Origin of the sequence: Streptomyces sp. NPDC021562, assembly GCF_040640875.1 — a bacterium.
Taxonomy (GTDB): domain Bacteria; phylum Actinomycetota; class Actinomycetes; order Streptomycetales; family Streptomycetaceae; genus Streptomyces.
The window spans coordinates 107,903-132,062 of record NZ_JBFACN010000003.1 but is presented as its reverse complement, the minus strand read 5'-3'; the positions used below and the strand labels follow the sequence as shown (position 1 = coordinate 132,062).

The following is a 24,160-nucleotide window of genomic DNA, read 5'->3' as shown; positions in this document are numbered from 1 at the left end:
GTCATCGCGTACTGACGACGACCGTCTTCCCTGCCTTGTCGTGCAGTCCCTGTTTGTACGGCTTGTCGAAGTAGCTCCAGCCGCCGCAGATCACCGTCCAGACGCAGGCGCAGCAGAAGGCGAACGGCACCCAGAGCACCAGGGCGCGGATCAGCGAGGTCTGGGTGGAGGGCGTGGCGCCGTCGCTCAGGTTGGCGACCCGCATGCCCAGCCACTTCTTGCCGAGGGTCTGCCCCGACTTCGCGATCAGCAGGGTGTCGTACGCGACGAACAGGACGCAGGCGATGATCGACTGCGCGAGGGACTTGCCGACCGCGACCCGGTCGCTGTTCACCTCGTACTCGCGCACGCCGAAGACCAGGGTGATCAGCCAGACCACGATGAGCACCAGGATCATGTCGATGATGCGGGCGAGGGTGCGCCTGCCGCTGTCCGCGAGCGGGGGCATGCCGGCCAGCGGATCGGCCGGGGATCCTCCGGGACCGCCGCCACCGTAGCCGCCGCCTTCGCCGTACGGGCCGCCGCCGTAGGAGGGCGGCGGGGGGTGTGCGCCGCCGTACGGGGCGTCGTACGGCGAGCCCGCGCCCTGGCCCTCGTCCCGGTCCGGTGGGGGCGGCTTCCTGAACGGGTCTTCCGGCGGCTCTCCAGGGCCCGGGGGCGGCGGCGGTTCGGTGCTCATGGCCCGAGTGGAACGCGCGGCGGCCGGGCCCGCATCCGGCGAGCGGCCGTACGGGTCATGCCCCCGCTACGAAGGTGTGCGCCGCCTTGTCGTGCCAGCACTGGTGCCAGGGGCGGTCGAACAGGCACCAGGCGACGCCGACGATCCCGATGCCGAGCAGCCCCGGCACGGTGTACACCAGCCAGCGGCGCAGCGCGGCGCCGAAGGCCGGCGGCTCGTGGCCCTCGATGTCGCGCACCTCCAGGCCGAACAGCTTCTTGCCCAGCGTGCGGCCCCACTTGGCGGTGGGCAGCACCTCGTAGAGGAGGCCGGCGACGAGCAGGACGGCGAGCACGATGCCCAGGTACAGGCCCGTGGTGCCGTCGAGGAGCCATACCGTCTCGGTACGGCCTGACAGCCTGGCCGCGTCGATCTTGTCCTGCACGTGGTCGGCGGCCCTGGTGCCGAGCGGTACGGCGGCGACCGCGGTGACCGCGCCGACGAGCAGGCTGTCGACGAGCCGGGCGCCGAACCGCCTGCCGAGCCCGGCGGGGCGGGCCGCCGCCTGGCGTCGGGCGGCGGCCTGGAAGACGTCCTCCACCGGCGGCTTCCAGGGCGCGACCTGCTGGTCACCGGCGAGCTGGTGCACCTGCTGCGGCCACGAGGACTGCCCGCCCCCGGCACCGGCGGCCATGGGAGCCACGGGCGGGGCGGGCGCGGGCTCCGGCCCGGCGGACTGCGGGGGCACGGCGGGGGCGACGGCGGGGCCCGCGGGCGACGGCAGGGCCGCGGCGGCCCGTTCCACGGCGGCCTTCCCGGCACCGAAGCCGGGCCGCCCGGGAACGGCTCCGCCGGAGGCGCCGGGCGCGCCGACAGGCCCCTGAGCACCGAACCCGGCGGAACCACCGGCCGGACCCCGGCTCCCGAAACCGGCCGCACCCGCGGCACCGGCACCGCTCGCCGCACCTGCGCCACCCGCCACGCCCGGCCCTCCGGAACCCGGCGCACCGAACCCGGCCGTTCCGGCACCGGGTGCTCCGGCGCCGCCGGCACCGGGACCACCTGTCGCCCCGCCGCCCTGGGACCCGGTGCCCGTCCCCCGGTTCGGTGGGGTCTCGTCCCGGATCGGGCGGAAGGTCATCGTGCCGTCGTCCACGGGGGGCGGGGTGCCCGCCGGTCCGACCGTCGGCCTGCGGAAGACGAACGTGCCGCCGGAGTCGAGGTCCCCCTCGTCCGCGGGCGGGATCGTCGCCGTGCCGTCGGTGCGGGAGGACCGGCCGTCGGGCCGGGGCGGCGCGCCCGGCGCCGAGCGCGGGTCGGTGCCCCAGGCGGCCCCCTCGGCCGTCCAGCCGGAGGCCGCCGGCGGCTGCGGGTCCTCGTCGAAGAAGTGCGGGCCGGTCTCCTCGACGGAGGCGGGTGCCGCGGGCCGGGAGCCGGGCGGCGGGCTGAGCGGTTCACCGGCGGCCGGGGCCGGACGGCTGGTGCCCGGCACCCACGCGGCACCGTTCCAGTAACGGACGTAGCCGGGGATGGACGGGTCCGGGTAGTAGCCCTCGCGGGGCCGTTCGTCACCGGGTGCCGGAGTTGGGGCGCTCATGTCCGTCGTCCCGTATCTGCTCGGGGGTGGTGTGGGAGCCTCCACATCTATCAGACCCGGGTGCCCGTCACCGCCAGTCCCGCAGGACCCGCCCCTTTCCGGGCAGCCCCGTGCACCCCCTTCACCACATCGGAAGAAAATTTCCCGTAACCCGCGTAATGCTCGCGCCCCCGGCGGCTCTCCACTCGTACGGGCCCGCCACCGGTACCCGTACGACTGATCGAGAGAGGAAACGGACGCCATGCATCACACCGTCGTGGAACGCGAGCTGGAGCTGCGGCTCATCCTGTCCCCCGAGCGGAGCATCCCGGTCCCCGCCCGGCTCCGCTACCGCTGCGACGACCCCTACGCCGTCCACGTCAGCTTCCACATCACCTCGGAGTCCCCGGTCCACTGGACCTTCGCCCGCGACCTGCTGGTGGAAGGGGTGTTCCGGCCGAGCGGGCACGGGGACGTGCGGGTGTGGCCGACGAAGGCGGAGGGCCGCAGCGTCGTGCTGATGGCGCTGAGTTCACCCGACGGTGACGCCCTCCTTGAGGCGCCGACCGCCCAGGTGTCCGCCTGGCTGGAGCGGACGCTGCGTGCCGTGCCGCCGGGGACCGAGGGCGCACGGCTGGGGATCGACGACGCGCTCGACCAGCTGCTCGCCCGGTGAGGCCGCCGGCGGATGGGTTCAGAACAGCTTGCCGGGATTGAGGATGCCCAGCGGGTCGAAGACGTTCTTGACGGCCCGCTGCATCTCGACGCCCACCGGCCCGATCTCCTGGGCCAGCCACTCCTTCTTCAGGACGCCGACGCCGTGTTCGCCGGTGATGGTGCCGCCGAGTTCCAGGCCGAGGGCCATGATCTCGTCGAAGGACGCACGGGCGCGGGCGCGTTCACCGGGGTCCTGGGCGTCGAAGCAGACGGTGGGGTGGGTGTTGCCGTCACCGGCGTGCGCGACGACCCCGATGGTCAGCCCGTGCTTCTCGGCGATGCGCTCCACCCCTTCGAGCATGTCGCCGAGCCGGGAGCGGGGCACGCACACGTCGTCGATCATCGTGGTGCCCTTGACCTTCTCCAGGGCGATCAGCGAGGAGCGGCGGGCCTGGAGGAGGAGTTCGGACTCGGCGGCGTCGTCGGCCGGGACCACCTGGGTGGCGCCCGCCGCCTCGCAGAGCCTGCCGAGGGCGGCGAGGTCCGCGGCGGGGTCCGGGGTGTCGAACGCGGCGAGCAGCAGGGCCTCGGTCGACTCGGGCAGGCCCATGTGGGTGAGTTCGTTGACGGCTCGCACGGTCGTGCGGTCCATCAGTTCCAGGAGGGACGGGACGTGCCCGCCCGCCATGATCCGGCACACCGCGTCACAGGCGGCGGCCGCGGAGGAGAACTCGGCGGCCAGCACCAGCTGCTGCGGCGGCCTGGGCTTCAGCGCGAGCACGGCGCGTACGACGATGCCGAGGGAGCCCTCGGAGCCGACGAAGAGCCGGGTGAGGTCGTAGCCCGCGACGCCCTTGGCCGTCCGCCTGCCGGTGGACATCAGCCGCCCGTCGGCGAGGACGACGTCCAGACCGAGGACGTACTCGGCGGTCACCCCGTACTTCACGCAGCACAGGCCGCCCGAGGCGGTGCCGATGTTCCCGCCGATCGTGCACGTCTCCCAGCTGGAGGGGTCCGGCGGGTAGGAGAGACCGTGTTCCTCGACCGCCCGGGAGAGGTCGGCGTTGACGACGCCGGGTTCGACGACCGCGACACGGTCCACCGGCGAGATCTCCAGGATGCGGTCCATCCGGGTCAGGGACAGCGCGATGCAGCCGTCGACGGCGTTCGCGGCGCCGGACAGGCCGGTGCGGGCGCCCTGCGGGACGACCGGGACGCGCAGTTCGGTGGCGACGCGCATGACGTGCTGGACCTGTTCGACCGTGCGCGGCAGCACGACGGCGGCCGGGGTGCCGGCCGGGCAGAAGCTCGCCATGTCGTTGGCGTAGGAGGCGGTCACGTCGGGGTCGACGAGCACCGCGTCGGCCGGCAGACCCGCGAGGAGCCGGTCGGTGAGGTTGCTGGTGGCTTCGTCCCGAGGCGCTTCGATACGGCTCATGATCACAGCGTCGCACCCGGGGCCATCGGTGTGAACCCCACAGGGTCCGTCCTTGGGCCGCCCGGATGCCGTGGTCGTATTGACGCACAGTGAGCGGCATGTGCGCGCTCGAGAACCGACAGTCCGGGCCCGGTACGTCGCTGCTCGCGGAGCCCGGCCCGCCGCGCCGCCGGGGCCGGGGCCGGGTGCTGCGGCGGCTGCTGGTCGTCGCGCTGGCCTGCGGGGTGGCGGCGGGCGGGACGCTGCTGCTGTGGCCGCGCGCGCCGCACCGCGCCGCCGCACCGCACCCGGCGGCCGGCCCCCCGGCCTTCGCGGGGGCGCGGGCGGCGGCGGTGCAGGCGGCCGTCCTCGACGGCCGGCCGGCCGCCCTGCCCGACCTCACCTCGCTCATCGGCGCCCGGGAGCTGTGGGTGCGGGAGCATCCGAAGGACGCGCGGGCCTGGGCGGTGCTGGGGACCGCGTACGTGGCGAGGGCCCGGCGGACGGACGGGACCGCCGACTACCCGAAGGCCGAGCAGGCGCTGCGGACCTCGCTCCAGGTGGCCGCCAAGGGCAACACCGAGGCGCTGGGCGGGCTCGCGGCGCTGGCGAACGCGCGCCGGGACTTCGCCGAGGGCCGCCGGTACGCGGAGGAGGCGCTGAAGGCGGCGCCGAAGCGGTGGGCGACGTATCCGGTGCTGATCGACGCCTGCGACGGGCTCGGCGACTACAAGGCGGCCCGCGCCGCGCTGGACAAGCTGATGGCGCTGAAGGTGGGGGCGGCGGTGAGACCGGCCGTGATGGCGCGGGCCTCGGCGGTGTACCGGGACCGGGGCTGGCGCGAGGACGCGGTGGCCCAGGTGACGGACGCGGCGGCGGCCGCGGGGACGCCCGCCGAGCAGGCCGCGTACCTCACCCAGGCCGGGCAGCTGGCCTGGGAGCGGGGCGAACGGGAGGACGCACTGCGGCACTTCGAGGCGGCCGTACGCCTCGACGCCGACCAGTGGGCCGCGCGCGCCGGGCAGGGGCGGGCGCTGGCCGCGCTGGGCCGCACCCGGGACGCGCTGACCGCGTACCGGGAGGCCCTCGCCCACCGGGCCGCCCCGCAGGTCTCGCTGGAGCTGGCCGAGCTGTACGAGTCACTGGGGATGGCCGAACAGGCCCGCACGCAGTTCGGGCTGATGCGGGCCCAGGTGGAGAAGGAGCTGGCCGCCGGGGTCGACGACGATCTGCTGATCGGCCAGTACGAGGCGGACCACGGGGACCCCGAGGAGGGCGTGCAGCGGCTGACCGCCGAGTGGGAGCGGCAGCCCGGCATCGAGGTCGCGGACGCGCTGGGCTGGGCGCTGCACCGGGCCGGCGACGACCAGGAGGCCCTGCGGTACGCGTCGATCGCCACGGACTCGACGAAGGGCGGCGGGGTGCGCAGCGCCCTGTACGCCTTCCACCGGGGCATGATCGAACGCGACCTGGACGAGGACGCCTCGGCCCGCCGCCACCTTCAGGACGCCCTGCGCGTCAACCCGTACTTCTCCCCGGTGCAGGCCCCGGTGGCGAGATCGGCCCTGGCGGCGCTGGGCGAGGAACCTCCGGAGGAGCCGCTGCCGGGGTGACGGCTCCTCCCCGGCTGCCACCGGCTACAGGTTGCCGCGGCGGTCCTGCTCCCGCTCGATCGCCTCGAAGAGGGCCTTGAAGTTGCCCTTGCCGAAGCCCATCGAGCCGTGCCGTTCGATGATCTCGAAGAAGACCGTCGGGCGGTCCTGGACCGGCTTGGTGAAGATCTGCAGCAGGTAGCCGTCCTCGTCGCGGTCGGCGAGGATCTTCAGCTCGCGCAGAGTGTCGATCGGCACCCGGGTGTCGCCGACCCACTCGCCGAGGGTGTCGTAGTAGCTGTCCGGGGTGTCGAGGAACTCGACGCCGGCCGCGCGCATGGTCCGTACGGTCTCGACGATGTCGTTGGTGTTGAGTGCGATGTGCTGGACGCCCGCGCCGCCGTAGAACTCCAGGTACTCGTCGATCTGGGACTTCTTCTTGGCGATGGCCGGTTCGTTGATCGGGAACTTGACCTTGAGGGTTCCGTCGGCGACCACCTTGGACATCAGCGCGCTGTACTCGGTGGCGATGTCGTCGCCGACGAACTCCTTCATGTTCGAGAAGCCCATGACCCGGTGGTAGAAGTCCACCCAGTCGTTCATCCGGCCGAGTTCGACGTTGCCGACGCAGTGGTCGACGGCCTGGAAGGTGCGGCGGGCCGGGGGCTCGACGATCGGGGACGCGGCGGTGAACCCCGGGAGGTACGGGCCGTCGTAGCCGGTGCGTTCGACCAGGGTGTGGCGGGTCTCGCCGTAGGTGGCGATCGCGGCCAGCACCACCGTGCCGTGCTCGTCCTTCAGCTCGTAGGGCTCGGCCACCGAACGGGCGCCGTGCTCGATCGCGTACGCGTAGGCGCGGCGGGCGTCCGGGACCTCGATGGCGAGGTCGACCACCCCGTCGCCGTGCTGGGCGACGTGCTGGGCGAGGAAGTGGCCCCAGGGGGTGGCGGGCTTGATGACGGAGGTGAGGACGAACCTCGCCGAGCCGTTCTCCAGGACGTAGCTCGCGGTCTCGCGGCTGCCGTTCTCCGGTCCGGAGTACGCGACCAGCCGCATGCCGAAGGCGCTGGAGTAGTAGTGCGCCGCCTGCTTGGCGTTGCCCACGGCGAAGACGACCGCGTCCATTCCCCGGACCGGGAAGGGGTCGTCCTGCCGGACCGTCGTGCCGGGAGTGTGGTGTGTGGTCTGCGTCATGGTCGAAGGGTGAACCCGGCCGACAAGGTGCGCAATAGTTTGCGTTTCCGCTGGACAATATGCTCAGCGATACGACGGTTTTGGCGGACCTTCTGTACAGGGTGCTCATTCGGAGGCGGGCATGGCGATCGATCATCTGGACGGCCGGATCCTGGTGCTGCTGGCCCGGGAGCCGCGGATCGGGGTGCTGGAGATGTCGCGGCGGCTGGGGGTGGCCCGGGGGACCGTGCAGGCGCGGCTCGACCGGCTCCAGTCGAGCGGGGTGATCCAGGGGTTCGGCCCCCAGGTGGATCCGGCGGCCCTCGGCTACCCGGTCACCGCCTTCGCCACGCTCCAGATCCGGCAGGGCCAGGGACCGGACGTGCGGGCGCACCTGGCGACGGTGCCGGAGGTGCTGGAACTGCACACCACCACCGGCACCGGGGACATGCAGTGCCGGCTGGTGGCCCGCTCCAACGCCGACCTCCAACGGGTCATCGACCGGGTCGTCGGCTTCGAGGGCATCGTCCGCGCCTCGACGGCGATCGTCATGGAGAACCCGGTCCCCCTGCGGATCATCCCCCTGGTGGAACAGGCGGCGGCGGACAGCGAGGGGGGCTGAGCGGGGCGGAGGGGGCACTGGGGGCGACTTGCAAAGAAGTCGATGCAAAGGTCCTGTTGCAAAGGGTCCTTTGCATCGCTATCGTCGAGCATGTGACAGAGCCCGCGGATCGGAAACAGCGCCGCCTTGACGCCCGCTCACTGCGGGGACTCGCGCACCCGCTGCGCATGCAGTTGCTGTACGTGCTGCGGTGGCACGGACCCGCCACCGCATCCCAACTGGCCGAGCGGCTGGGCGAGTCCAGCGGATCGACCAGCTACCACCTGCGCCAGCTCGCCGCACACGGCTTCGTCGAGGACGCGCCGGAGCACGGCAAGGGCCGCGAGCGATGGTGGCAGGCGGTGGACCAGAGCCTGCGCTACGAGAGCGCGGACTTCGAGGACGCGGGTCCCGAGGTGCGCGGGCTGACGGAGGTGTACCTGCAGGAGGGCGCCGCGTACCACGCCCGCGAGCTGACCACCTGGCTCGCCACCCGCGACCAGTGGCCCCAGGCCTGGACCCGCTCCACCGACATGAGCGACATGACACTACGGCTGACGCCCGATCTCGCCCTGGAACTGATCGGCGAGATGCACGCCCTGATCGAAAGCTACCGGGACCGGATCCCCGACAAGGAGACGCCGCACTCGGAGCAAGTCCGCATCCACACGCACCTCTTCCCCATCAAGACGGACTGAGAGGCCCCCGATGCTGCACCCCGAGACGCACCTCACCCTGCACCGCGCCCGCACCGCGGAACTCCACGCCGAGGCCGAGGCCCACCGCCTCGCCGGCCGGGCCCGGCGCCCCCGCGCCCTGCGGACCCGCGTCGGTTGGACGCTGGTGGAGATAGGCCTGCGCCTGGCAACCCCGGTTCCGGCATCGGCGCCCCTCTAGGCGAAGTCAGCAGCTGGGGACCTGCGTTCCCTTCTCCAGCGCCACCAGGTCGGAGACGGCGGCCTTGAGGGTCGTCACCGGTACGAGCCTCAGCCCCTTCGGCAGCTCCGCCTTCGCCTCGCCGCACTCGTCCTTCGGCACCAGGAACACCGTCGCCCCGTCCCGCCGCGCCGCCTGCGTCTTCAACGCGACCCCGCCCACGGCCCCGACCGTGCCGTCGGCGGTGATGGTCCCCGTACCGGCGATGTTCCTCCCCCCGGTGAGGTCCCCCCCGCTCCCGTTCCCGTCGAGCTTGTCGATGACCCCGAGCGAGAACAGCAGCCCCGCGCTCGGCCCGCCCACGTCGGCCAGCTTCAGCGTCACCTTGACCTTGTCCGGGCTGAGCCCGAGGTACTTCAGGGCCGCCCGGGCCGCCGCGTCCTGCGACTGCTGCATCTGCTCCGTGTTGTGCTGCTCGATCTCCTTGACGTTGCCGCCGCTCGGGTACACCGAGTCCCGCGGCATCACCGCCCGGTCCGTCCGGAACCAGTTGCCGAGGACGTCGCCCAGCGACACCCGCGCGTCCGGCCCGGTCGCCTCGATCGTGGTCATCCGCAGCTGCCCGCTGGTGGTGCGGGTGGGCGCCCCGGCGACGGTGATCACCGGGGTGCCCTTGTTGTCGCCGAGGACGTTCGCCGTCATCCCGGGCTGGGCCACCGAGAACGGCAACGGCGCGAAGACGGCCGCGCCGAACAGGGCCACGACGGGAACCGCGCAGACGGCGACGGCCTGGAGACGCGTGAGACGTGAGAGCACGGAGTCAATCTAACGCGACGACCTGTTCAGGCCACCGCCCCGGCTCAGCGCAGCGCCTCCGCGACCTCCCGGGCCGCGTCCACCACCCGCGCCCCGACCCGTTCCGGCACCGCGTCGGCCAGCATCACGACCCCGACGCTGCCCTCGACCCCGGTGACCCCGAGCAGCGGAGCCGCGGCCCCGCTCGCCCCGGCCTCCAGCTCGCCGTGCGTCAGGGTGTAACCGGGGTCGTCGCGCGGCGAGAGCCGGGCCGCCAGGATCGCCCGCCCGGCGGCCCCCCGGTCCAGCGGATGCCGGAACCCGGCCCGGTAGGCCACGTGGTAGTCGGTCCAGCTCGGTTCGACCACCGCGACCGCGAGGGCCTCAGTCCCGTCGACCAGCGTCAGGTGCGCGGTCGCCCCGATGTCCTCGGCGAGCGAACGGAGCGCCGGCAGGGCGGCCTCCCGTACGAGCGGATGCACCTGCCGCCCGAGGCGCAGCACCCCCAGCCCGACCCGGGCGCGGCCGCCCAGGTCGCGCCGTACCAGCGCATGCTGTTCGAGCGTGGCGAGCAACCGGTACACCACGGTCCGGTTCACGCCCAGTCGGTTGGAAAGCTCGGTGACGGTCAGCCCGTGGTCCGTGTCGGCCAGCAGTTTGAGGACTCTGAGGCCCCGGTCGAGCGTCTGAGAGGTCTCCGCGGTCACGACGCCCACTCCTTCAGTGGTGAGGTCGGCAACCTCCGACGCGGGCAATGCGTCGCCGAGTCCCGTCAGCGACGCGCTTCAGAGGCCGCCGATCGGCAAGGCGGCCCGGCGGCTCCGGGCCCAGTCGCTTCACGGCTGCGCTCCGCGGCGGCGCTGCCACGGGGCGTGTGCGTAGCCGGACAGTAGCGAAGCGGGTTCGCTCAGCGGAAGTCCGCGTCCAGAATCCGGTCGGAGACCGGTACGGACTACCTCGGTATGTGCCGTTATGTACGCCGCGTGGCCGCGGTGTCACCGCATCCGGGTGGCCCACTCCTGCACCTTGGCGATCCGCTGCCGCAGCTGCCCGGCCGTGGCCTCCGCGCTCGGCGGCCCCCCGCACACCCGGCGCAGCTCCGTGTGGATCACCCCGTGGGGTTTGCCGCTCTGGTGGACGTACGCGCTGACCATCGTGTTCAGCTGCTTGCGCAGTTCCATCATCTCCTTGTGGGAGACGACGGGCCGCCGCTCCGCCGGGAGTTCGAGGAGGTCGGCCTCGGTGTCCGGCTTCTTGCGGCTGTGCGCGATCTGCCGGGCCTGCCGCTTCTGCAACAGCAGCTGCACCTGGTCGGGTTCGAGGAGTCCGGGGATGCCGAGGTAGTCCTGCTCCTCCTCGCTCCCCGGGTGGGCCTGCATGCCGAACTCGGCGCCGTCGTAGAGGACCCGGTCGAAGACTGCCTCGGACTCCAGCGCCTCGAAGGCGAACTGCTCCTGCTCGCCGGTGTCCTCGTCCTGCTCCTTGTTCGCCTCCTCCATCTCCTTCTCGGACTCGGCGTACGGGTCCTCCTCGCCCTCCTTCTTCGGCTTGTCGAGGGCGTGGTCGCGCTCGACCTCCATCTCGTTGGCGAAGGTCAGCAGGTCCGGGACGGTCGGCAGGAAGACGGAGGCCGTCTCGCCGCGCCGCCGGGACCGTACGAAACGCCCGACGGCCTGGGCGAAGAAGAGCGGCGTGGAGATGGTCGTCGCGTACACCCCGACCGCCAGCCGCGGCACGTCGACGCCCTCGGACACCATGCGCACCGCGACCATCCACCGGTCGTCGCTCACGCTGAAGTCGTCGATCCGCTTGGACGCGCCGGTGTCGTCCGAGAGGACCACGGTCGCCTTCGTCCCCGTGATCTCGCGGATCAGCTTGGCGTAGGCACGGGCCGAGTCCTGGTCGGAGGCGATGACGAGGGCGCCCGCGTCCGGAATGCCCTTGCGCACCTCGGTCAGCCGCTGGTCGGCGGCGCGCAGCACCGCCGGCATCCACTCGCCGCGCGGATCGAGCGCCGTGCGCCAGGCCTGGCTGACGGCGTCCTTGGTCATGGGCTCGCCGAGCCGGGCGGCGATCTCGTCACCGGCCTTGGTGCGCCAGCGCATGTTGCCGCTGTAGGAGAGGAAGATGACGGGGCGCACGACGTGGTCGGCGAGCGCGTTGCCGTACCCGTACGTGTAGTCGGCGGCGGAGCGCCGGATGCCGTCCTGCCCCTCCTCGTAGGTCACGAAGGGGATCGGGTTGGTGTCGGACCGGAAGGGCGTACCGGTCAGGGCCAGCCGCCGGGTGGCCGGTTCGAACGCCTCCAGGCAGGCCTCGCCCCAGGACTTGGAGTCACCGGCGTGGTGGATCTCGTCGAGGATGACGAGGGTCTTGCGCTGCTCGGAGCGGTTGCGGTGCAGCATGGGCCGCACGCCGACACCGGCGTAGGTGACGGCGACCCCGTCGTACTCGCGGCTGAGCGGTCCCGCGCTGTACTCGGGGTCGAGCTTGATCCCTATCCGCGCCGCGGCCTCCGCCCACTGCTTCTTCAGGTGCTCGGTGGGGGCGACGACCGTGACCTGCTGCACGACGTGGTGGTGCAGCAGCCAGGAGGCGAGGGTCAACGCGAACGTGGTCTTGCCGGCGCCGGGCGTGGCCACGGCGAGGAAGTCGCGCGGCTGCTCCTGGACGTACTTCTCCATGGCCGCCTGCTGCCAGGCCCGCAGTTTGCTGGCAGTACCCCAAGGCGCCCGGCCCGGGAAGGCCGGCGACAGGTGGTGGGAGCTGGAGGAGGACGGGGAAGCGGCGGTGGTAGTCACGGTCTCCGTAGTGGGGGTCGCGAGGTGTACGAGGGTCGAGTGGCTCCGTATGACAACCGGGCCACCCTACCGGCGTGCCGTGGCTGTCAACGCGCGGACGAGGCCGGGTCACCCCGGGGTGGGACCCACGTCACAGATCACGAAGCCGGGTCGTCACCCAGGTCCCGGCGAGTGCCACGGCCGCCATCGGCAGGAACACGGCGGCGAAGGCGGCGGGACGGGAACCGGAGCCCGCCGCCCCGGTCATGCTGCCGCCGCCGAGCCCGGCGAAGGCCGCACCGGTGGCGGCGAGCAGCACCACGTTGGACAGGGCGTCGGAGATCTGCAGGGCGGCGGAGTTGGCGCCGGCCTCCTCGGGGGCGGAGAGCCGGAGCATCAGGACGCTGGCCGAGGCGATCACCAGCCCCATCCCGAAACAGCCGAAGGCCCAGGCGACGGCGACGATCCACACCGGCACGGCGGGCAGGAGCACGCTGGGGGCGGTCGCGATCGCCGCGGCGACCAGCACCATGCCGAGGGTCATCAGCCGCTCCCGGTACGGCTGAAGGCGCGGCCGGGCCTGCACCCACGAGCCGATCGCCCAGGTCACCCCGCCCGCCGCCAGCGAGAACCCGGCGAGCGTGGGCGACAGCCCCCGCTGGGTGACGAGCATCAACGGCACGAAGGACTCGGCGGCCAGGAAGGAACCGGCGGCGACGCCGCGCAGCAGCACGACCGAGGGCAGCCCGCGCGCGGCACGGTACGTCCCGCGGGGCAGCAGCCCGAGCACGGCCGGCCCGAGCAGCGCGGCGCCGACGGCTCCCGGCAGCAGCGACAGCCACCTCAGGTCCTGGGCCGCGTACTGGAGGAGCCCGGCACCGAGGGAGATGCCGAGGGCCAGCCGGATCCGCCGCCGGTCGAAGGCCTCCTGGCCCCCGCCCGGCACGGGTCCGCCGGCCCGCCGCCGGATCTGCGGCAGCGCGAGCGCCACCGGGAGGACCACCAGCGCCGGGATCCCGAGGAACACCCACCGCCAGCCGAGCTGCTCGGTGACGGCGCCGGCGGCCAGCGGCCCGACGATGGACGGCACGACCCAGCCGGCGGCGAAGGCCGCCATGATCGCGGGCCGCAGCCGCTCCGGGTAGGCCCGCCCGACGACGACGTACAGCGCGACGATGACCAGGCCGCCGCCGAGCCCCTGCACGGCCCGCCCGAGGACGAACACCCCCATGCTCTGGGCGGTCCCGGCGACGACGAGCCCGGCGGCGAAGGCCCCGATCCCGGACGTCAGCGCCCCGAGCGGCCCCCTGCGGTCCGACCACTGCCCGGCCAGCACCATCCCGAACAGACTGGTCGTGAAGTACCCGGAGAAGGCGAACGCGTACGACGACACCCCGTCCAGCTCCCGGGCCGCGACCGGCATCGCGGTTCCCACGGCGGTCGCCTCGAAGGCGATCAGCAGCACGACGGAGACGATCCCGACGCTCAACGCGCGGTACGACCGTCCCAGCACGCCCTCGTCGTCGGCTCTGTCTGCTGTCTCGTGCGCGACGGTGTCGCTCGGCTCAAGGGCGGTCATGCCGACCACGGTAAGGCCCACAACCGCGCTTGACCCCTGTCGGGAGCCGTACTCCACCTCGGACCTTGGTCGTAGACCCCGTGGCCGCCGCTTTCATGAACGCCGTGTGGCAGTCGCGTTGCACCCCCGCGGATCTCCTTGCTCCCCTCCCCCACGCCGCCCTACCTTCAACACACGGACACGGCCGTGTGCCCGAGTGGCTTAGGGACTCGCCTGCAAAGCGAGGTACGTGGGTTCAATTCCCGCCACGGCCTCTGACTGCCCGACCTGGCAGAACACGAAGGGCGGCACCCCCTCCGGGGTGCCGCCCTTCTGCCCGTCCGTCCCCTGACGGTGTCCGGTTCCACCGGTGCTAGGAGCCACCACCGGTCGTGCTGCTACCGCCCGTCGTGCTGGCACCGCCCGTCGTGCCGGCACCACCGGTCGTGCCGGCACCGCCCGTCGTGCTGCCACCACCGCCCGACATGCCGCCACCACCCGACATGCCGCCACCACCCGACATGCCGCCACCACCCGACATGCCGCCACCGCCCGTCGTGGTGCCGCTGCCCGGCTTGCCACCGCCCGGCGTGCTGCCGCCCGACGTGCCGTTCGACCGGTTGCCGAAGTTGCACGTTGCGCCCGTCTGGCAGATGACCACAGGGCCCTTGTTCCGACCGTTTTTTCGGCCGTTGTTGCCACCGCTGTTTCGGCCGCTATAAGACCCGCCATTACAGTGCTTGTAATTGCATGACCGATCCGGGCTTCGCTGCTGGGCCGTCACCACTTTTTGCGCGACCGGTTGTTGCACTGAAGCGGACGCACTGTCAAGAACCCCACCCACGAGCAGGGGCGGTATTGCCAGAACGGCGACGACGAGACTCCTACGCATGAGGTGACTCCTCGCGGACATCATTCTCTAAAAGAAGGCTGAGGTTAACCCTCGCTGGCCGAGAACCGGCTCTTTTTTTCAGGGTGTACACCACTACTGGCCAACCACCAGAGGCACATGACCCACCGACGATGGCGAAACCCACGTTACTCCTCGTACGCCGTGATGCCTAACGCTAGGACCGCCCGGTGCGGTTGAGCGGTAAATAGGTTCCGCATCAACGATTTCCTTGTCCCCCGTGCGAGCTACGTGCGGGTGTCCTCCCAGTGGTGACGATTCCGGGGCGGCCGGTCCCTAGCGTCGGACAGGTCGCGGCGCTTCGGCCGCGCATGTCGGGGAGGAATTCGTCATGAGGGTGTTCTGCCAACTGCTGGCCGTCGCGGCCGTCTCGTTGGCCGGTGGGCAGGCGGCCGCGGCGGTGGACGGGAACTGGTTCCTCACTCTGGTGCTCGGCCTGCTGACGGCCGTCGCCGCGGTGTACGTCTACCGGTGGGTGGTGCGGCGCACCGAGCACCGGCCGGTCACCGAGGTGGCGCGGGACGGCGCCCGTGCGGCGTCGGGGCGCGGGGTGCTGATCGGCGTGGCGGTGTTCACCGGGGTCATCGTGAACATCGCCCTCCTCGGGGACTACACGGTGCACGGCCTGGGGTCGGTGACGGGCGCGGTGGGCCTGGTCGGGTTCATGGCCGCCGCCGCTGCCACCGAGGAACTGCTGTTCCGGGGCGTGCTGTTGCGGATCGTCGAGGAGCGCTTCGGGACGTGGATCGCGCTCACGTCGACCGGTGCGCTGTTCGGGGCGATGCATCTGCTCAACAAGGACGCCACCGTGTGGGGCGCCCTCGCCATCGCGGTCGAGGCCGGCGGCATGCTCGGCGCCGCGTACGTGGCCACCCGCTCCCTGTGGCTGCCCATCGGCCTGCACTTCGGCTGGAACTTCGCCGAGTCGGGCCTCTTCGGTACCGAGGTCTCCGGCAGCGGGGCGCAGCACGGACTGCTGGACGCCACGACCTCGGGGGCACCGCTGGTCACCGGCGGCGAGTTCGGGCCCGAGGCCAGCGTCTACGCGGTCCTGTTCGGGGTGCTGGTGACGCTCGCGTTCCTGCGGCTGGCCCGTCGGCGGGGCCGTCTGATGCCCCGTCGCCGGCAGGGCGCCCCGGCCGACGCCGTCGCTACACTGCCGCGGTGATCAGTCCTCGGCAGCTGTCCGGGTGGTGGCACCGGCTCGACGTACGGGTCCGGGATCTGCCCCTCGGTCTGCTCCTCCTGGCCGGGTCGTTCCTGCCCGCGCTGCACGGCAAGGGCACCGAGGTCGGGGAGCTGCCGACCCGCCCCTTCGACGCGTGGGCCCTCCTGGTGCTCGGCCTGGAGTCCCTGCCGCTGGCGGTGCGCCGACGGTGGCCGGCCGGCTGTCTCGCCCTGGTGTCGCTGGGCTTCGCCGTCGACCAGCTGCGCGGCTACCACGCGGTCGCGGGGACCGCCCTGCCCCTCGCGCTGATCAGCACCGGAGCCCATCTGGAAGGGCGTCGGCGGGCCGCCGCGCTCCTGTTCTCCGCGGCCTACGTGCCGTTGGCGGTCGCGCTGTACCGGCTGGGCTCGGGCGGCGAGTCGGCCACCGGGTTCGTGACCTTCTACCTGGTGCTGGTGCTCGCCTGGGGCGCCGGAGCCTGGCTGCGCGCCAACCGGCTCGCGGAGGCCGAACACCGGCTGCGGGTCGCCGAGGACACCCGCACGGCCGAACGCACCCGGATCGCCCGCGAGTTGCACGACGTGGTGACCCACCATGTGACGGCGATGGTCGTGCAGGCCGAGGCGGCACGGTATCTGACCGCCGCACCCGACCGGCTCGACGGGACCCTGGCCGCGGTCGGTGACACCGGCCGGCGGGCCATCGCCGACCTGCGGCATCTGCTCGACCTGCTCGACCCCACCCCCGGACCCGGCCGCGGCACAGGGCCCAGGACACCGCCCGCGGGCCGGCTGCTCACCCTCGTGGAACAGACGCGACGGGCCGGGCAGCCGGTGGAGTTCACCGAGGAGGGCACGCCCGGCCCGTCCGCCGGCAGTGCCGACCTGGTGGCCTACCGGGTGGTGCAGGAAGCTTTGACGAACGCCCTCAAGTACGCCCATGGCGTCCGCACGTCGGTGCGGGTGCGGCACGGCGAGAAGGAGATCACCGTGGAGGTCGGCACGGACGGGTCCGGCTCGGCCGCGGCGTCCCCCGGCGGGGGCGGCCGCGGGCTCGCCGGTCTCCGGGAGCGGGTGACCGTCCTCGGCGGCGAGTTCAGCGCGGAGCCCGCCACCGACGGCGGCTTCACCGTCCGCGCCCGGATACCCGCGGGGAACCCCACGTGACTGCCGCGAGCGACACCCCGCTGCGTGTTCTGGTCTGCGACGACCAGATGCTGGTCCGTACCGGTCTGGCGACGATCATCGACGCCCAGCCGGACCTGACGGTGGTGGGTGAGTGCGGGGACGGGCGGACCGCGGTCGAGCTCGCCGGCCGGCTGCGCCCCGACGTCGTGGTGATGGACGTCCGGATGCCGGTCCTGGACGGCATCGAGGCCACCCGGCTGCTGGCCGGCGCGGGGGTGCCGCATCCCGTGAAGGTGCTGGTGGTGACGACGTTCAACCTGGACGAGTACGTCTACGACGCCCTGCGCGCGGGCGCCAGCGGCTTCCTGCTCAAGGACGCGCCCCCGGACCGGCTGCTGCACGGCATCCGGACCGTGGCCACCGGCGCGGCCCTGCTGGACCCCGAGGTGACCCTCCGGCTGGTGGGCCGGTACGCGGCCCGGATCCGGCCCTCCGACAGCGGGGCACCGCAGGACGTCCCGCTGACCCCGCGCGAGCTGGAGGTGCTGCGTCTGATCGCGGACGGCCGCTCGAACAGCGAGATCGCCGCGGCCCTCGTGATCAGCCAGGAGACCGTCAAGACCTTCGTGTCCCGCATCCTCGCCAAGCTCGGCCTGCGCGACCGGGTGCAGGCCGTCGTCTACGCCTACCGCCGGGGCCTGGTGACCTGACCGGACCCCGGCCCCGTGACCGGTCGGCCGCTCACAGGACCCCGCCGGCCTCGTCCTGGAACAGCTCCGTCCAGTAGTGCCAGTCGGCGTCGGTCGTGGTGGGGGTGGGGTCGATCGTGGCGAGGGTGTGGAGCATGGTGGCGGCGAGCTGGTCGTAGGCCTCCGTGGTGAGCTCGTGGTGCAGGTGCTCGTCGATGGTGCGCTCGTGGTGGAGCAGCCAGAGCGTGTAGGCGAGGGTGGAGATGTCCGTGTTGAGGGGGTAGAGGGTCGCCTCGGGCTCGGAGAAGTTGAGGATCGCGCCCGTGCCGCCGTCCACGACCAGGCTGTTGTCCTCCACCAGGTGGCCGAGGCGTATGAGGCGGTCGGCATGGGCCGGGAGGCCGGCCGCCGGGTGGCCGCCCGGGTGGATGTCGGTGAAGTACTCGGTGAGGGTGGGGAGCGCGGCGTCCGGGTCGAGGTGGAACAGGACCGCGCGCTCCGGCAGCCCGGTCTCGCGCAGGAAGCGGCGGGTCGGCTCGTGGGTGAGCGTGGGCGGGAAGTCGACCTCCTCGAAGCGGGCCACCCGGCCCTGCCCGAACTCCTGGTCCAGGAGCCGGGCCGGCAGGTCGAGGGTGAGCCCGGAGTCCGTGCCGGGGCCCGCGACGAGGCTGAGGGGGCGGATCAGCGCCGTCGCCTTCCAGTACGGCGGGACCCGGCCCCCGGTGCCCTCCTCGAAGAGCTCCAGGAGCTTGCGGGAGGCCTCGGTCGCCGTCTTCGTGCCGTAGGTCCCGGCGAGGGACGCGAAACGGCCGCGCAGGCCCGTCAGTTCCTCGGTGACCGCGGCGAAGCGCAGCAGCGTCTCCAGCGAGGGGGCGAGCGGGCGCGGGTCGGCGGGGTCGGCGAGGTGGGCCGTGGTGATCTCGCCCGTGCCGCCGTCGAGGAGGATCGACTCGGCGTCCAGGCCGACCGGCGCGAGCAACCGCCCTATCACCAGCCGGTCCCGCAGCTCCTCGGCGAGCCGGGACGGGCCGTCGGTGACGTCGGCGAGGGTGCGCAGGCCCGCCGTGCGCAGCGGCTCGAAGGTCAACAGGCCGTCGGTGTCGGGCAGTTCGGAGCCGGTGAGCCAGCTGCGCGTCGGTTCGTGCGTGATGTACCTGTCCAGTTCAGCCTCGGTCAGCGTGATCGCCGCCGCGCCGCTGCCGGTCGTGCTGATCGTGCTCATCGCTGCCCCCGCGATCACAGAGTTCCACAATTTCACGTCGTGTGAGAAGTCGGATGAAAAGTGCGGCGAACCGCGCGTCCCCCACTGCCCAGAACACTACGCCGCCCCACTGACAACGCACCGCAGAGAAAGGACGTCAGTCGACCCGCGCCCGTTCCGCCTGCGCCAGAATCGCCTCCACCGTCTGTTCCACGGTGAGCCCCGAGGTGTCCAGCCACAGTCCCAACGGCTCGGTGCGCAGCCGGAGTTCCCGGTCCGGATCGGCGACCGGACCACCCCGTGCAGAGGGGCGGGTGCGGGTCAGGCCGGCGTAGCTGCGCCGTGGCCTGCGCGGAGGCCCCGGGGGTGTGGTCCTCCCGCTCCGAGACGATCATCCGACAGCGCCTGCGCGACCGTCGACTTGCCCGCCGCCATCGCTCCGGCGATGACGACGACCCCCTGCAGAGTCACCCGCTCACTGACCGGTGACCACCGCCGCCTGGGGGCGGATCGGGAGGCGGTTGACCGGGCGGCCGGTGGCCGCGCGGACGGCGGAGGCGATGGCCGCGGGGGACGTGACCACCGGTACCGCGCTGACCGACTTGGCGCCGAAGGGGGCGACCACGTCCCGTTCCTCGACCAGCTTGACGATCCGGATGTCGGGCGCGTCGAGGGCGGTGGGGAGGGCGTAGCCGGTGAGGTCGGGGTGGCGGACGAGACCGCGCGGGGTGCGCAGGTTCTCCGTCAGGGCGATGCCCACGCCCTGCGTGACCCCGGCCTCGATACGGGCGTTGAGCTGCGCCGGGTTGAGGATCCGGCCGACGTCCTGGGCGACGGCCAGCTCCACGACCCGGACCGAGCCCAGCTCGATGTCCACGTCGACGACCGCGCGGATCGCGCAGAAGGCGAGGCCCACGAAGGCGTCGCCCTGGCCCTCGGCGTCCAGCGGCTCGGTGGGGTGCGGACGGCACTGGGCGGTGGCCCACAGCTCCTTGCCGTCCAGCGCCTCGGTGACGGTGGTCGACAGGACGCCGTCGTACGACGTGATCTTGCCGTCGGTGATCTGGAGCAGTTCGGTGGACATGCCGAACTTGTGGGCGAGGGGTTGCAGGAGCTGGGTGCGGACCATCTTCGCGGCGCGTTCCACCGCCCCGCCCGAGACCCAGGTGTGGCGGCCGCGGCAGCCGGGTCCCGCCGGGGGCTGGTCGGTGTCCACGGGGGCCACGTGGACCTCGTCGATCCCGAGCGTCTCCTGGACGATCTGCCGGGCCAGCGTGGTGAAGCCCTGCCCGGTCTCCACGGCAGCGCACAGCACGGTCGCGATGCCGTCGTGGACCTTGACGGTGGCGGTGGAGACCTCGTCGGCGCCCTCGGCGCCGAGCATGTGGACCATGCCGAGGCCGTAGCCGACGCCGCGGCGCACCGCACCCGGTTCGCCCGCGCCCTCCGGGCCGCCGGGCAGCAGCCACTCGTCCTCGGGGGTGTCCTTGGGGAGCTGGGGCAGCGGGAAGTCCTGGACGGCCTGGAGGAGTTCGGCGACGGGGGCCGGACAGGTGACCGTCTGGCCGATCGGCAGGACGTCGCCGGTCGCGAGGGCGTTGCGCAGCCGGATCTCGGCCGGGTCCAGGCCGAGTTTCTTCGCCAGCTTGTCCATCTGGGCCTCGTAGGCGGCGCACACCTGCATGGCGCCCTCGCCGCGGACGTGGCCGGAGGGCGGGTTGTTGGTGCGCACGGCCCAGCCCTCGATGAAGGCGTTCGGGACGACGTAGGGGCCGCAGGCGAAGGAGACGGCGGCGGCCAGCGACTCGGCGGAGGTGTCGGCGTAGGCGCCGGCGTCGAGCAGGATCTGCGCCTCGACCTTGACCAGCCTGCCCTCGGCGTCCGCGTGGTGGCGGTACCGCAGCAGGGTGGGGTGGCGGTGGGCGTGGCCGAGGAAGGACTCCTCGCGCGTGGCGGTGAGTTTGACCGGGCAGCCGGTCTTCAGGGCGAGCAGGCCGAGCGGCAGCTGGAAGCCCTGGTCCTCGCGGTCGGCGGTGGCGCCTGGCACACCGGTGACGACGATCTTCACCTGTTCGAGCGACAGGCCGTAGCAGGCGGCGGCCGTGTTGCGGTCGGTGTGCGGGTCGGTGGAGGCCAGGTACAGCTCGACCCCGCCGTCGGGGCGGGGCACGGCGAGTCCGGCCTCGGCGCCGATGGGGGCGGGGTCGGCGCGGCCGATGCGGTACTGGCCCTCGACGACGACCTCACCGGCCGCGTCGGGGTCTCCGTGGCGCAGCGGGATGTGCCGGATCAGGTTGCCGTCGGGGTGCAGGGGCTCCGCCTCGAAGGCGTGCTCCGGGTCGATGACCGGGTCGAGGACCTCGTACTCGACGATGACGGCGGCGGCGGCCATCCGGGCGGTGTCCGGGTGGTCGGCGGCGACGGCCGCGATGGGCTCGCCGTGGTGCCGTACGACCTCCGAGGCGAACACCGGGCGGTCCGGTGTGCCGCGGCCGTGGCGCGGGGTGCCGGGGACGTCCTCATGGGTGATGACGGCCCGTACGCCGGGCATCTCGCGCGCGTGGCTGGTGTCGATCGACACGATGCGCGCGTGCGCGTGCGGGGAGCGCAGTACGGCCGCCCACAGCAGGCCCTCGGCCCACAGGTCGGCCGCGTACGGGAAGGTGCCCTCGGTCTTCGCGCGCGCGTCCGCGGGCGACAGCGACACGCCGAGGCCGTGCGGCGGCTCCGGTGCGGGGGCGGTGACCTCCGCGGCGGCGCTCGTGGTGACGGTCTCGTTGGTCACGCCTGGCCTCCGTCCGGGCCGTAGGGCTGGTCGTCGTAGCTCTGGCTCTGCTCGTCCGGCGCCGGGCCGCCGCCGAACGTCTGGTGACCGCCGAACGTCTGGTCACCGCCGAAGGACTGGTTACCACCGAACGACTGGTTGCCGCCGAACGACTGGTTGCCGCCGAAGGACTGGTCACCACCGAACGACTGATCACCGGCGAACGACTGGTTGCCGCCGAAGGACTGGTCGTACGACTGCTCGTGCGGCACCCGGATGCCCGCGCCGAACGTGCCCGGGGAGTCGAACGCCGACGCGTGGACACCGCCGCCGCCCGGTCCCGCCTGATGGGGAATACGGGCCGCGTCGCCGTCCGTCTCAGCGTCGGCGGCGGCATGTGCCTCGCGTTCGGCGACGACGTCCTGGACGGCGTCCAGGACGCCCCGGTAGCCGGAGCAGCGGCACAGGTTTCCGCACAGGGCCTGGCGGGCCTCCAGCTCGGTCGGGGCCGGGTTGCCCTCCAGCAGGTCGTGCACGGTCATGGCCATGCCGGGGACGCAGAAACCGCACTGGACCGCTCCGCAGCGGGCCAGGGCGCGTTGCACGTCGGACGGCCGGCCGTCCTGGGCGAGCCCCTCCACGGTGCGGACCTCGCTGCCGGCGGCGGTCACCGCCGGGACCAGGCAGGAGGCCACGAGCCGGCCGTCCACCTGGACGTTGCAGGCGCCGCACTCGCCCTGGGAGCAGCCGTCCTTGGCGCCGGCGAGACCCAGGCGTTCCCTCAGGACGTAGAGCAGGGACTCGCCGATCCAGGCTTCGGTGACGGGGCGATCGGTGCCGTTGACCCGCAGGACGTAGGAGGCGAGAGGGTGGTCGTCGACCGCCTCGGCCGCGTCTTCGGCGTGTTGCGTCCCGTCCGCGTCGCCCGGGTGGCCTTCGTCGGGCGCGGGCGGCTCCTGCGGGGGCGCCTCGGCGTCGGCGGCCCGCGGCGGCTCGGGAGCGCCGGGTCCGTCGTCGGCCGCCGGGACCGGGCCCGTTCCGGAGGGGTCACCCGCTTCGTCCGCCGGGGCGCCGTCGGCCGCAGACGGGGCGTCAGAGGCTTCGGGGGCGGGGGCCGCGGGTGGAGTGGGGGTGTGCCGCGGCGGGGCGTCTGCGGGGGCTTCGGAGGGCTCCGTGGGGTGTTCCCAGGCCGGGGCCTCCGTCGCCCAGGGGGCGGGGGCGCCGCCGGGCAGGGTCGCCGGGGGTGTGCCGCCCCACTGCTCCATGAGGGCGGATGTGGTGAACTCGCCGGATTCGTCCGGAACGTCACCACGGGCGACCGGAATCGACCACTGGCCGGTCACGTCGTGACCGGGAGCGGGGGGCGGCTCCTCGTACGTCCATTGCTGGGTCGCCGCGGGGTTGTACGTGAACCGGTCGCCCGGGGGCTGCTCCTGGGAGGCCGCCTCGGGGTCGGGCCACCGGGCGCCGTCGGCCGGCGCGCCCCAGGTCTCGGGGCCGGGAGCCACCGTTATCTGCGGTGGCACGTAGCCGTGTCCGGGTGCGGCCAGCGGGCTGTCACCCGACAGCAGGGCGTCGATGCCGCCCTCGGGGAGCTTCACGAAGGCGGTGGCACCGTCGTCGTAGTCGCCCTGGGGCAGCGGGTCCCACCGGCCGCCGCCGGAGGGCGCGCCCTCCGCGTGCTGTTCGTCGGTCATGACAGCGCCCTCCCCAGTGCTCGTCGGGCCAGCGCGGCGACGGTGCGCCGCAGGTGCAGTACGGCGGGCGGAAGCGCCGGCACCGAGCCGTCGGGCTCGGGCGCCGGGTCCGGGATGCAGGCGGCGGCCACGTACTCGCCGAACGCGCTCAACGCCTCCGGGACGAGCGCGCGGTCGTTGTCCCAGTCGATCAGCCTGGCCACCCACTGCTCGGCCTCCAGGGGCCGGAGCGGCATCGGCGCTATGGCTCCGACCGCGCACCTGACGCCACGCCGCGCCGGATCGAGGACGAGCGCCACAGAGGCCACCGAGCGGCCCGGACCGGTACGCCCGGTCGCCTTCAGGAAGACCTGCGGGGCGTGCAGCAACGGCACCCGCACGAAGCCGATCAGCTCGCCGGCGCGGAGCATCTCCACCCCGGCCAGCAGGTGCGACACCGGGATCTCGCGCCGGGACCCGCCGGGACCCGCGATGATCAGCGTCGCCTCCAGGGCGGCGAGGACCGGCAGCGCGTCACCCGTCGGCGCGGCCGTGGCGATGTTGCCGCCCAGGGTGCCCGCGTTGCGGATGTGCGGCGGACCGGCGGCCCGCGCGGCGGCGGCGAGCGCCGGGATCAGGGCGGCGAAGTCGGGGCGGCCCATGCGCGCGTGCGTGAGGCCGGCGCCGAGCAGTGCGTTGCCGTCCTGGTACTGCCAGCCGCGGATCTCGCTGATCCGGCCGAGGCCGACCAGCGCGGCGGGCCTGAGCTGCCCGGAGTTGACGGCGGCCATCAGGTCGGTGCCGCCGGCCACGGGGACCGCCGCGGGCATGGCGGTGAGGGCCGACACGGCCTCGTTCAGTGTCGTGGGCAGCGTGACGGACTGCCCCGCCTGCGGTGCGTGCGTGGTCAAAACCGGCTGCCCCTTCCCGCTGCCCCACCTG

At 73.1% G+C, this 24,160-nt stretch carries 21 protein-coding genes and 1 tRNA gene; 9 read left to right on the top strand and 13 right to left on the bottom strand.

From position 1 onward, the window contains the following. Position 1 precedes the first annotated feature (1 nt). On the bottom strand, positions 2-679 hold the full coding sequence (locus tag AB0G52_RS05270; RefSeq protein WP_361333891.1) for an RDD family protein: 678 nt from the start codon (positions 677-679) through the stop codon (positions 2-4). Positions 680-734: 55 nt separating this feature from the next. Next, positions 735-2,255: an RDD family protein gene (locus AB0G52_RS05265; protein ID WP_361333888.1), complete on the bottom strand. Its 1,521-nt coding sequence runs from the start codon at positions 2,253-2,255 to the stop codon at positions 735-737. Between the two features lie 241 nt (positions 2,256-2,496). Between AB0G52_RS05265 and AB0G52_RS05260 the strand changes: the two genes are divergently transcribed. Beyond that, positions 2,497-2,910: an SsgA family sporulation/cell division regulator gene (locus tag AB0G52_RS05260; protein ID WP_132890551.1), complete on the top strand. Its 414-nt coding sequence runs from the start codon at positions 2,497-2,499 to the stop codon at positions 2,908-2,910. Positions 2,911-2,928: 18 nt separating this feature from the next. Here AB0G52_RS05260 and AB0G52_RS05255 read toward each other — a convergent pair whose 3' ends face one another. Beyond that, positions 2,929-4,335, bottom strand: a complete 1,407-nt coding sequence (locus AB0G52_RS05255) for an FAD-linked oxidase C-terminal domain-containing protein (RefSeq protein WP_132890550.1) — start codon at positions 4,333-4,335, stop codon at positions 2,929-2,931. A 92-nt stretch (positions 4,336-4,427) separates the two neighbouring features. On the opposite strand from AB0G52_RS05255, the gene AB0G52_RS05250 reads away from it, so the two are divergent. Next, positions 4,428-5,921: a hypothetical protein gene (locus tag AB0G52_RS05250; RefSeq protein ID WP_361333883.1), complete on the top strand. Its 1,494-nt coding sequence runs from the start codon at positions 4,428-4,430 to the stop codon at positions 5,919-5,921. A gap of 24 nt (positions 5,922-5,945) precedes the next feature. Here AB0G52_RS05250 and hppD read toward each other — a convergent pair whose 3' ends face one another. Continuing rightward, on the bottom strand, positions 5,946-7,094 hold the full coding sequence (gene hppD / locus AB0G52_RS05245) for a 4-hydroxyphenylpyruvate dioxygenase (RefSeq protein WP_132890548.1): 1,149 nt from the start codon (positions 7,092-7,094) through the stop codon (positions 5,946-5,948). A 121-nt stretch (positions 7,095-7,215) separates the two neighbouring features. Between hppD and AB0G52_RS05240 the strand changes: the two genes are divergently transcribed. The 3 genes from AB0G52_RS05240 to AB0G52_RS05230 all read left to right on the top strand — a co-directional run bounded on the left by AB0G52_RS05240 (position 7,216) and on the right by AB0G52_RS05230 (position 8,571). Then, a complete protein-coding gene (locus tag AB0G52_RS05240; RefSeq protein WP_132890547.1) occupies positions 7,216-7,695 on the top strand; it encodes an Lrp/AsnC family transcriptional regulator in 480 nt (159 codons plus the stop codon). Between the two features lie 92 nt (positions 7,696-7,787). Beyond that, entirely contained in the window at positions 7,788-8,372 is a 585-nt protein-coding gene (locus AB0G52_RS05235) for a helix-turn-helix domain-containing protein (protein WP_361333879.1), read from the top strand. A gap of 13 nt (positions 8,373-8,385) precedes the next feature. Further along, entirely contained in the window at positions 8,386-8,571 is a 186-nt protein-coding gene (locus AB0G52_RS05230; protein ID WP_132890688.1) for a hypothetical protein, read from the top strand. 6 nt (positions 8,572-8,577) lie between these two features. Here AB0G52_RS05230 and AB0G52_RS05225 read toward each other — a convergent pair whose 3' ends face one another. From AB0G52_RS05225 to AB0G52_RS05210, 4 genes are all read right to left on the bottom strand, one after another. Then, positions 8,578-9,366 (bottom strand): S16 family serine protease, encoded by a 789-nt coding sequence (locus tag AB0G52_RS05225; protein ID WP_361333876.1) that lies wholly within the window; start codon positions 9,364-9,366, stop codon positions 8,578-8,580. Between the two features lie 44 nt (positions 9,367-9,410). After that, positions 9,411-10,052 carry a helix-turn-helix domain-containing protein gene (locus AB0G52_RS05220; RefSeq protein WP_132890544.1) on the bottom strand — a complete coding sequence of 214 codons (642 nt, stop codon included), beginning with the start codon at positions 10,050-10,052 and terminating at the stop codon, positions 9,411-9,413. A gap of 288 nt (positions 10,053-10,340) precedes the next feature. Next, the gene (locus AB0G52_RS05215; protein ID WP_361333873.1) at positions 10,341-12,146 is read right to left on the bottom strand and encodes a DEAD/DEAH box helicase; all 1,806 of its coding nucleotides are present in this window, start codon (positions 12,144-12,146) and stop codon (positions 10,341-10,343) included. 130 nt (positions 12,147-12,276) lie between these two features. Then, positions 12,277-13,704, bottom strand: a complete 1,428-nt coding sequence (locus AB0G52_RS05210; protein WP_132890542.1) for an MFS transporter — start codon at positions 13,702-13,704, stop codon at positions 12,277-12,279. 182 nt (positions 13,705-13,886) lie between these two features. Between AB0G52_RS05210 and AB0G52_RS05205 the strand changes: the two genes are divergently transcribed. Then, positions 13,887-13,958 (top strand) — tRNA-Cys (locus AB0G52_RS05205). Between the two features lie 98 nt (positions 13,959-14,056). Here AB0G52_RS05205 and AB0G52_RS05200 read toward each other — a convergent pair. After that, positions 14,057-14,575 (bottom strand): hypothetical protein, encoded by a 519-nt coding sequence (locus AB0G52_RS05200; protein ID WP_361333870.1) that lies wholly within the window; start codon positions 14,573-14,575, stop codon positions 14,057-14,059. A 349-nt stretch (positions 14,576-14,924) separates the two neighbouring features. On the opposite strand from AB0G52_RS05200, the gene AB0G52_RS05195 reads away from it, so the two are divergent. The 3 genes from AB0G52_RS05195 to AB0G52_RS05185 are packed head-to-tail and all read left to right on the top strand — an operon-like array spanning position 14,925 to position 17,598. Next, positions 14,925-15,761 (top strand): CPBP family intramembrane glutamic endopeptidase, encoded by an 837-nt coding sequence (locus AB0G52_RS05195; protein WP_361333867.1) that lies wholly within the window; start codon positions 14,925-14,927, stop codon positions 15,759-15,761. Next, a complete protein-coding gene (locus AB0G52_RS05190; protein WP_132890540.1) occupies positions 15,758-16,927 on the top strand; it encodes a histidine kinase in 1,170 nt (389 codons plus the stop codon). Before AB0G52_RS05195 ends, AB0G52_RS05190 begins: the two co-directional genes overlap by 4 nt. Next, positions 16,924-17,598 carry a response regulator transcription factor gene (locus AB0G52_RS05185; protein ID WP_207921807.1) on the top strand — a complete coding sequence of 225 codons (675 nt, stop codon included), beginning with the start codon at positions 16,924-16,926 and terminating at the stop codon, positions 17,596-17,598. The genes AB0G52_RS05190 and AB0G52_RS05185 overlap by 4 nt, the downstream gene beginning before the upstream one ends. Before the next feature lie 31 nt (positions 17,599-17,629). On the opposite strand, the gene AB0G52_RS05180 is transcribed toward AB0G52_RS05185, so the two are convergent. From AB0G52_RS05180 to AB0G52_RS05165, 4 genes are all read right to left on the bottom strand, one after another. Next, positions 17,630-18,799, bottom strand: coding sequence for an SUKH-4 family immunity protein (locus tag AB0G52_RS05180; protein WP_207921806.1), 1,170 nt, complete (start codon positions 18,797-18,799; stop codon positions 17,630-17,632). Positions 18,800-19,253: 454 nt separating this feature from the next. After that, on the bottom strand, positions 19,254-21,563 hold the full coding sequence (locus AB0G52_RS05175; RefSeq protein WP_361333863.1) for a molybdopterin cofactor-binding domain-containing protein: 2,310 nt from the start codon (positions 21,561-21,563) through the stop codon (positions 19,254-19,256). Beyond that, positions 21,560-23,239 (bottom strand): 2Fe-2S iron-sulfur cluster-binding protein, encoded by a 1,680-nt coding sequence (locus AB0G52_RS05170; protein ID WP_361333860.1) that lies wholly within the window; start codon positions 23,237-23,239, stop codon positions 21,560-21,562. Before AB0G52_RS05170 ends, AB0G52_RS05175 begins: the two co-directional genes overlap by 4 nt. Then, entirely contained in the window at positions 23,236-24,129 is an 894-nt protein-coding gene (locus AB0G52_RS05165) for an FAD binding domain-containing protein (RefSeq protein WP_132890537.1), read from the bottom strand. The genes AB0G52_RS05170 and AB0G52_RS05165 overlap by 4 nt, the downstream gene beginning before the upstream one ends. Positions 24,130-24,160: the final 31 nt, after the last annotated feature.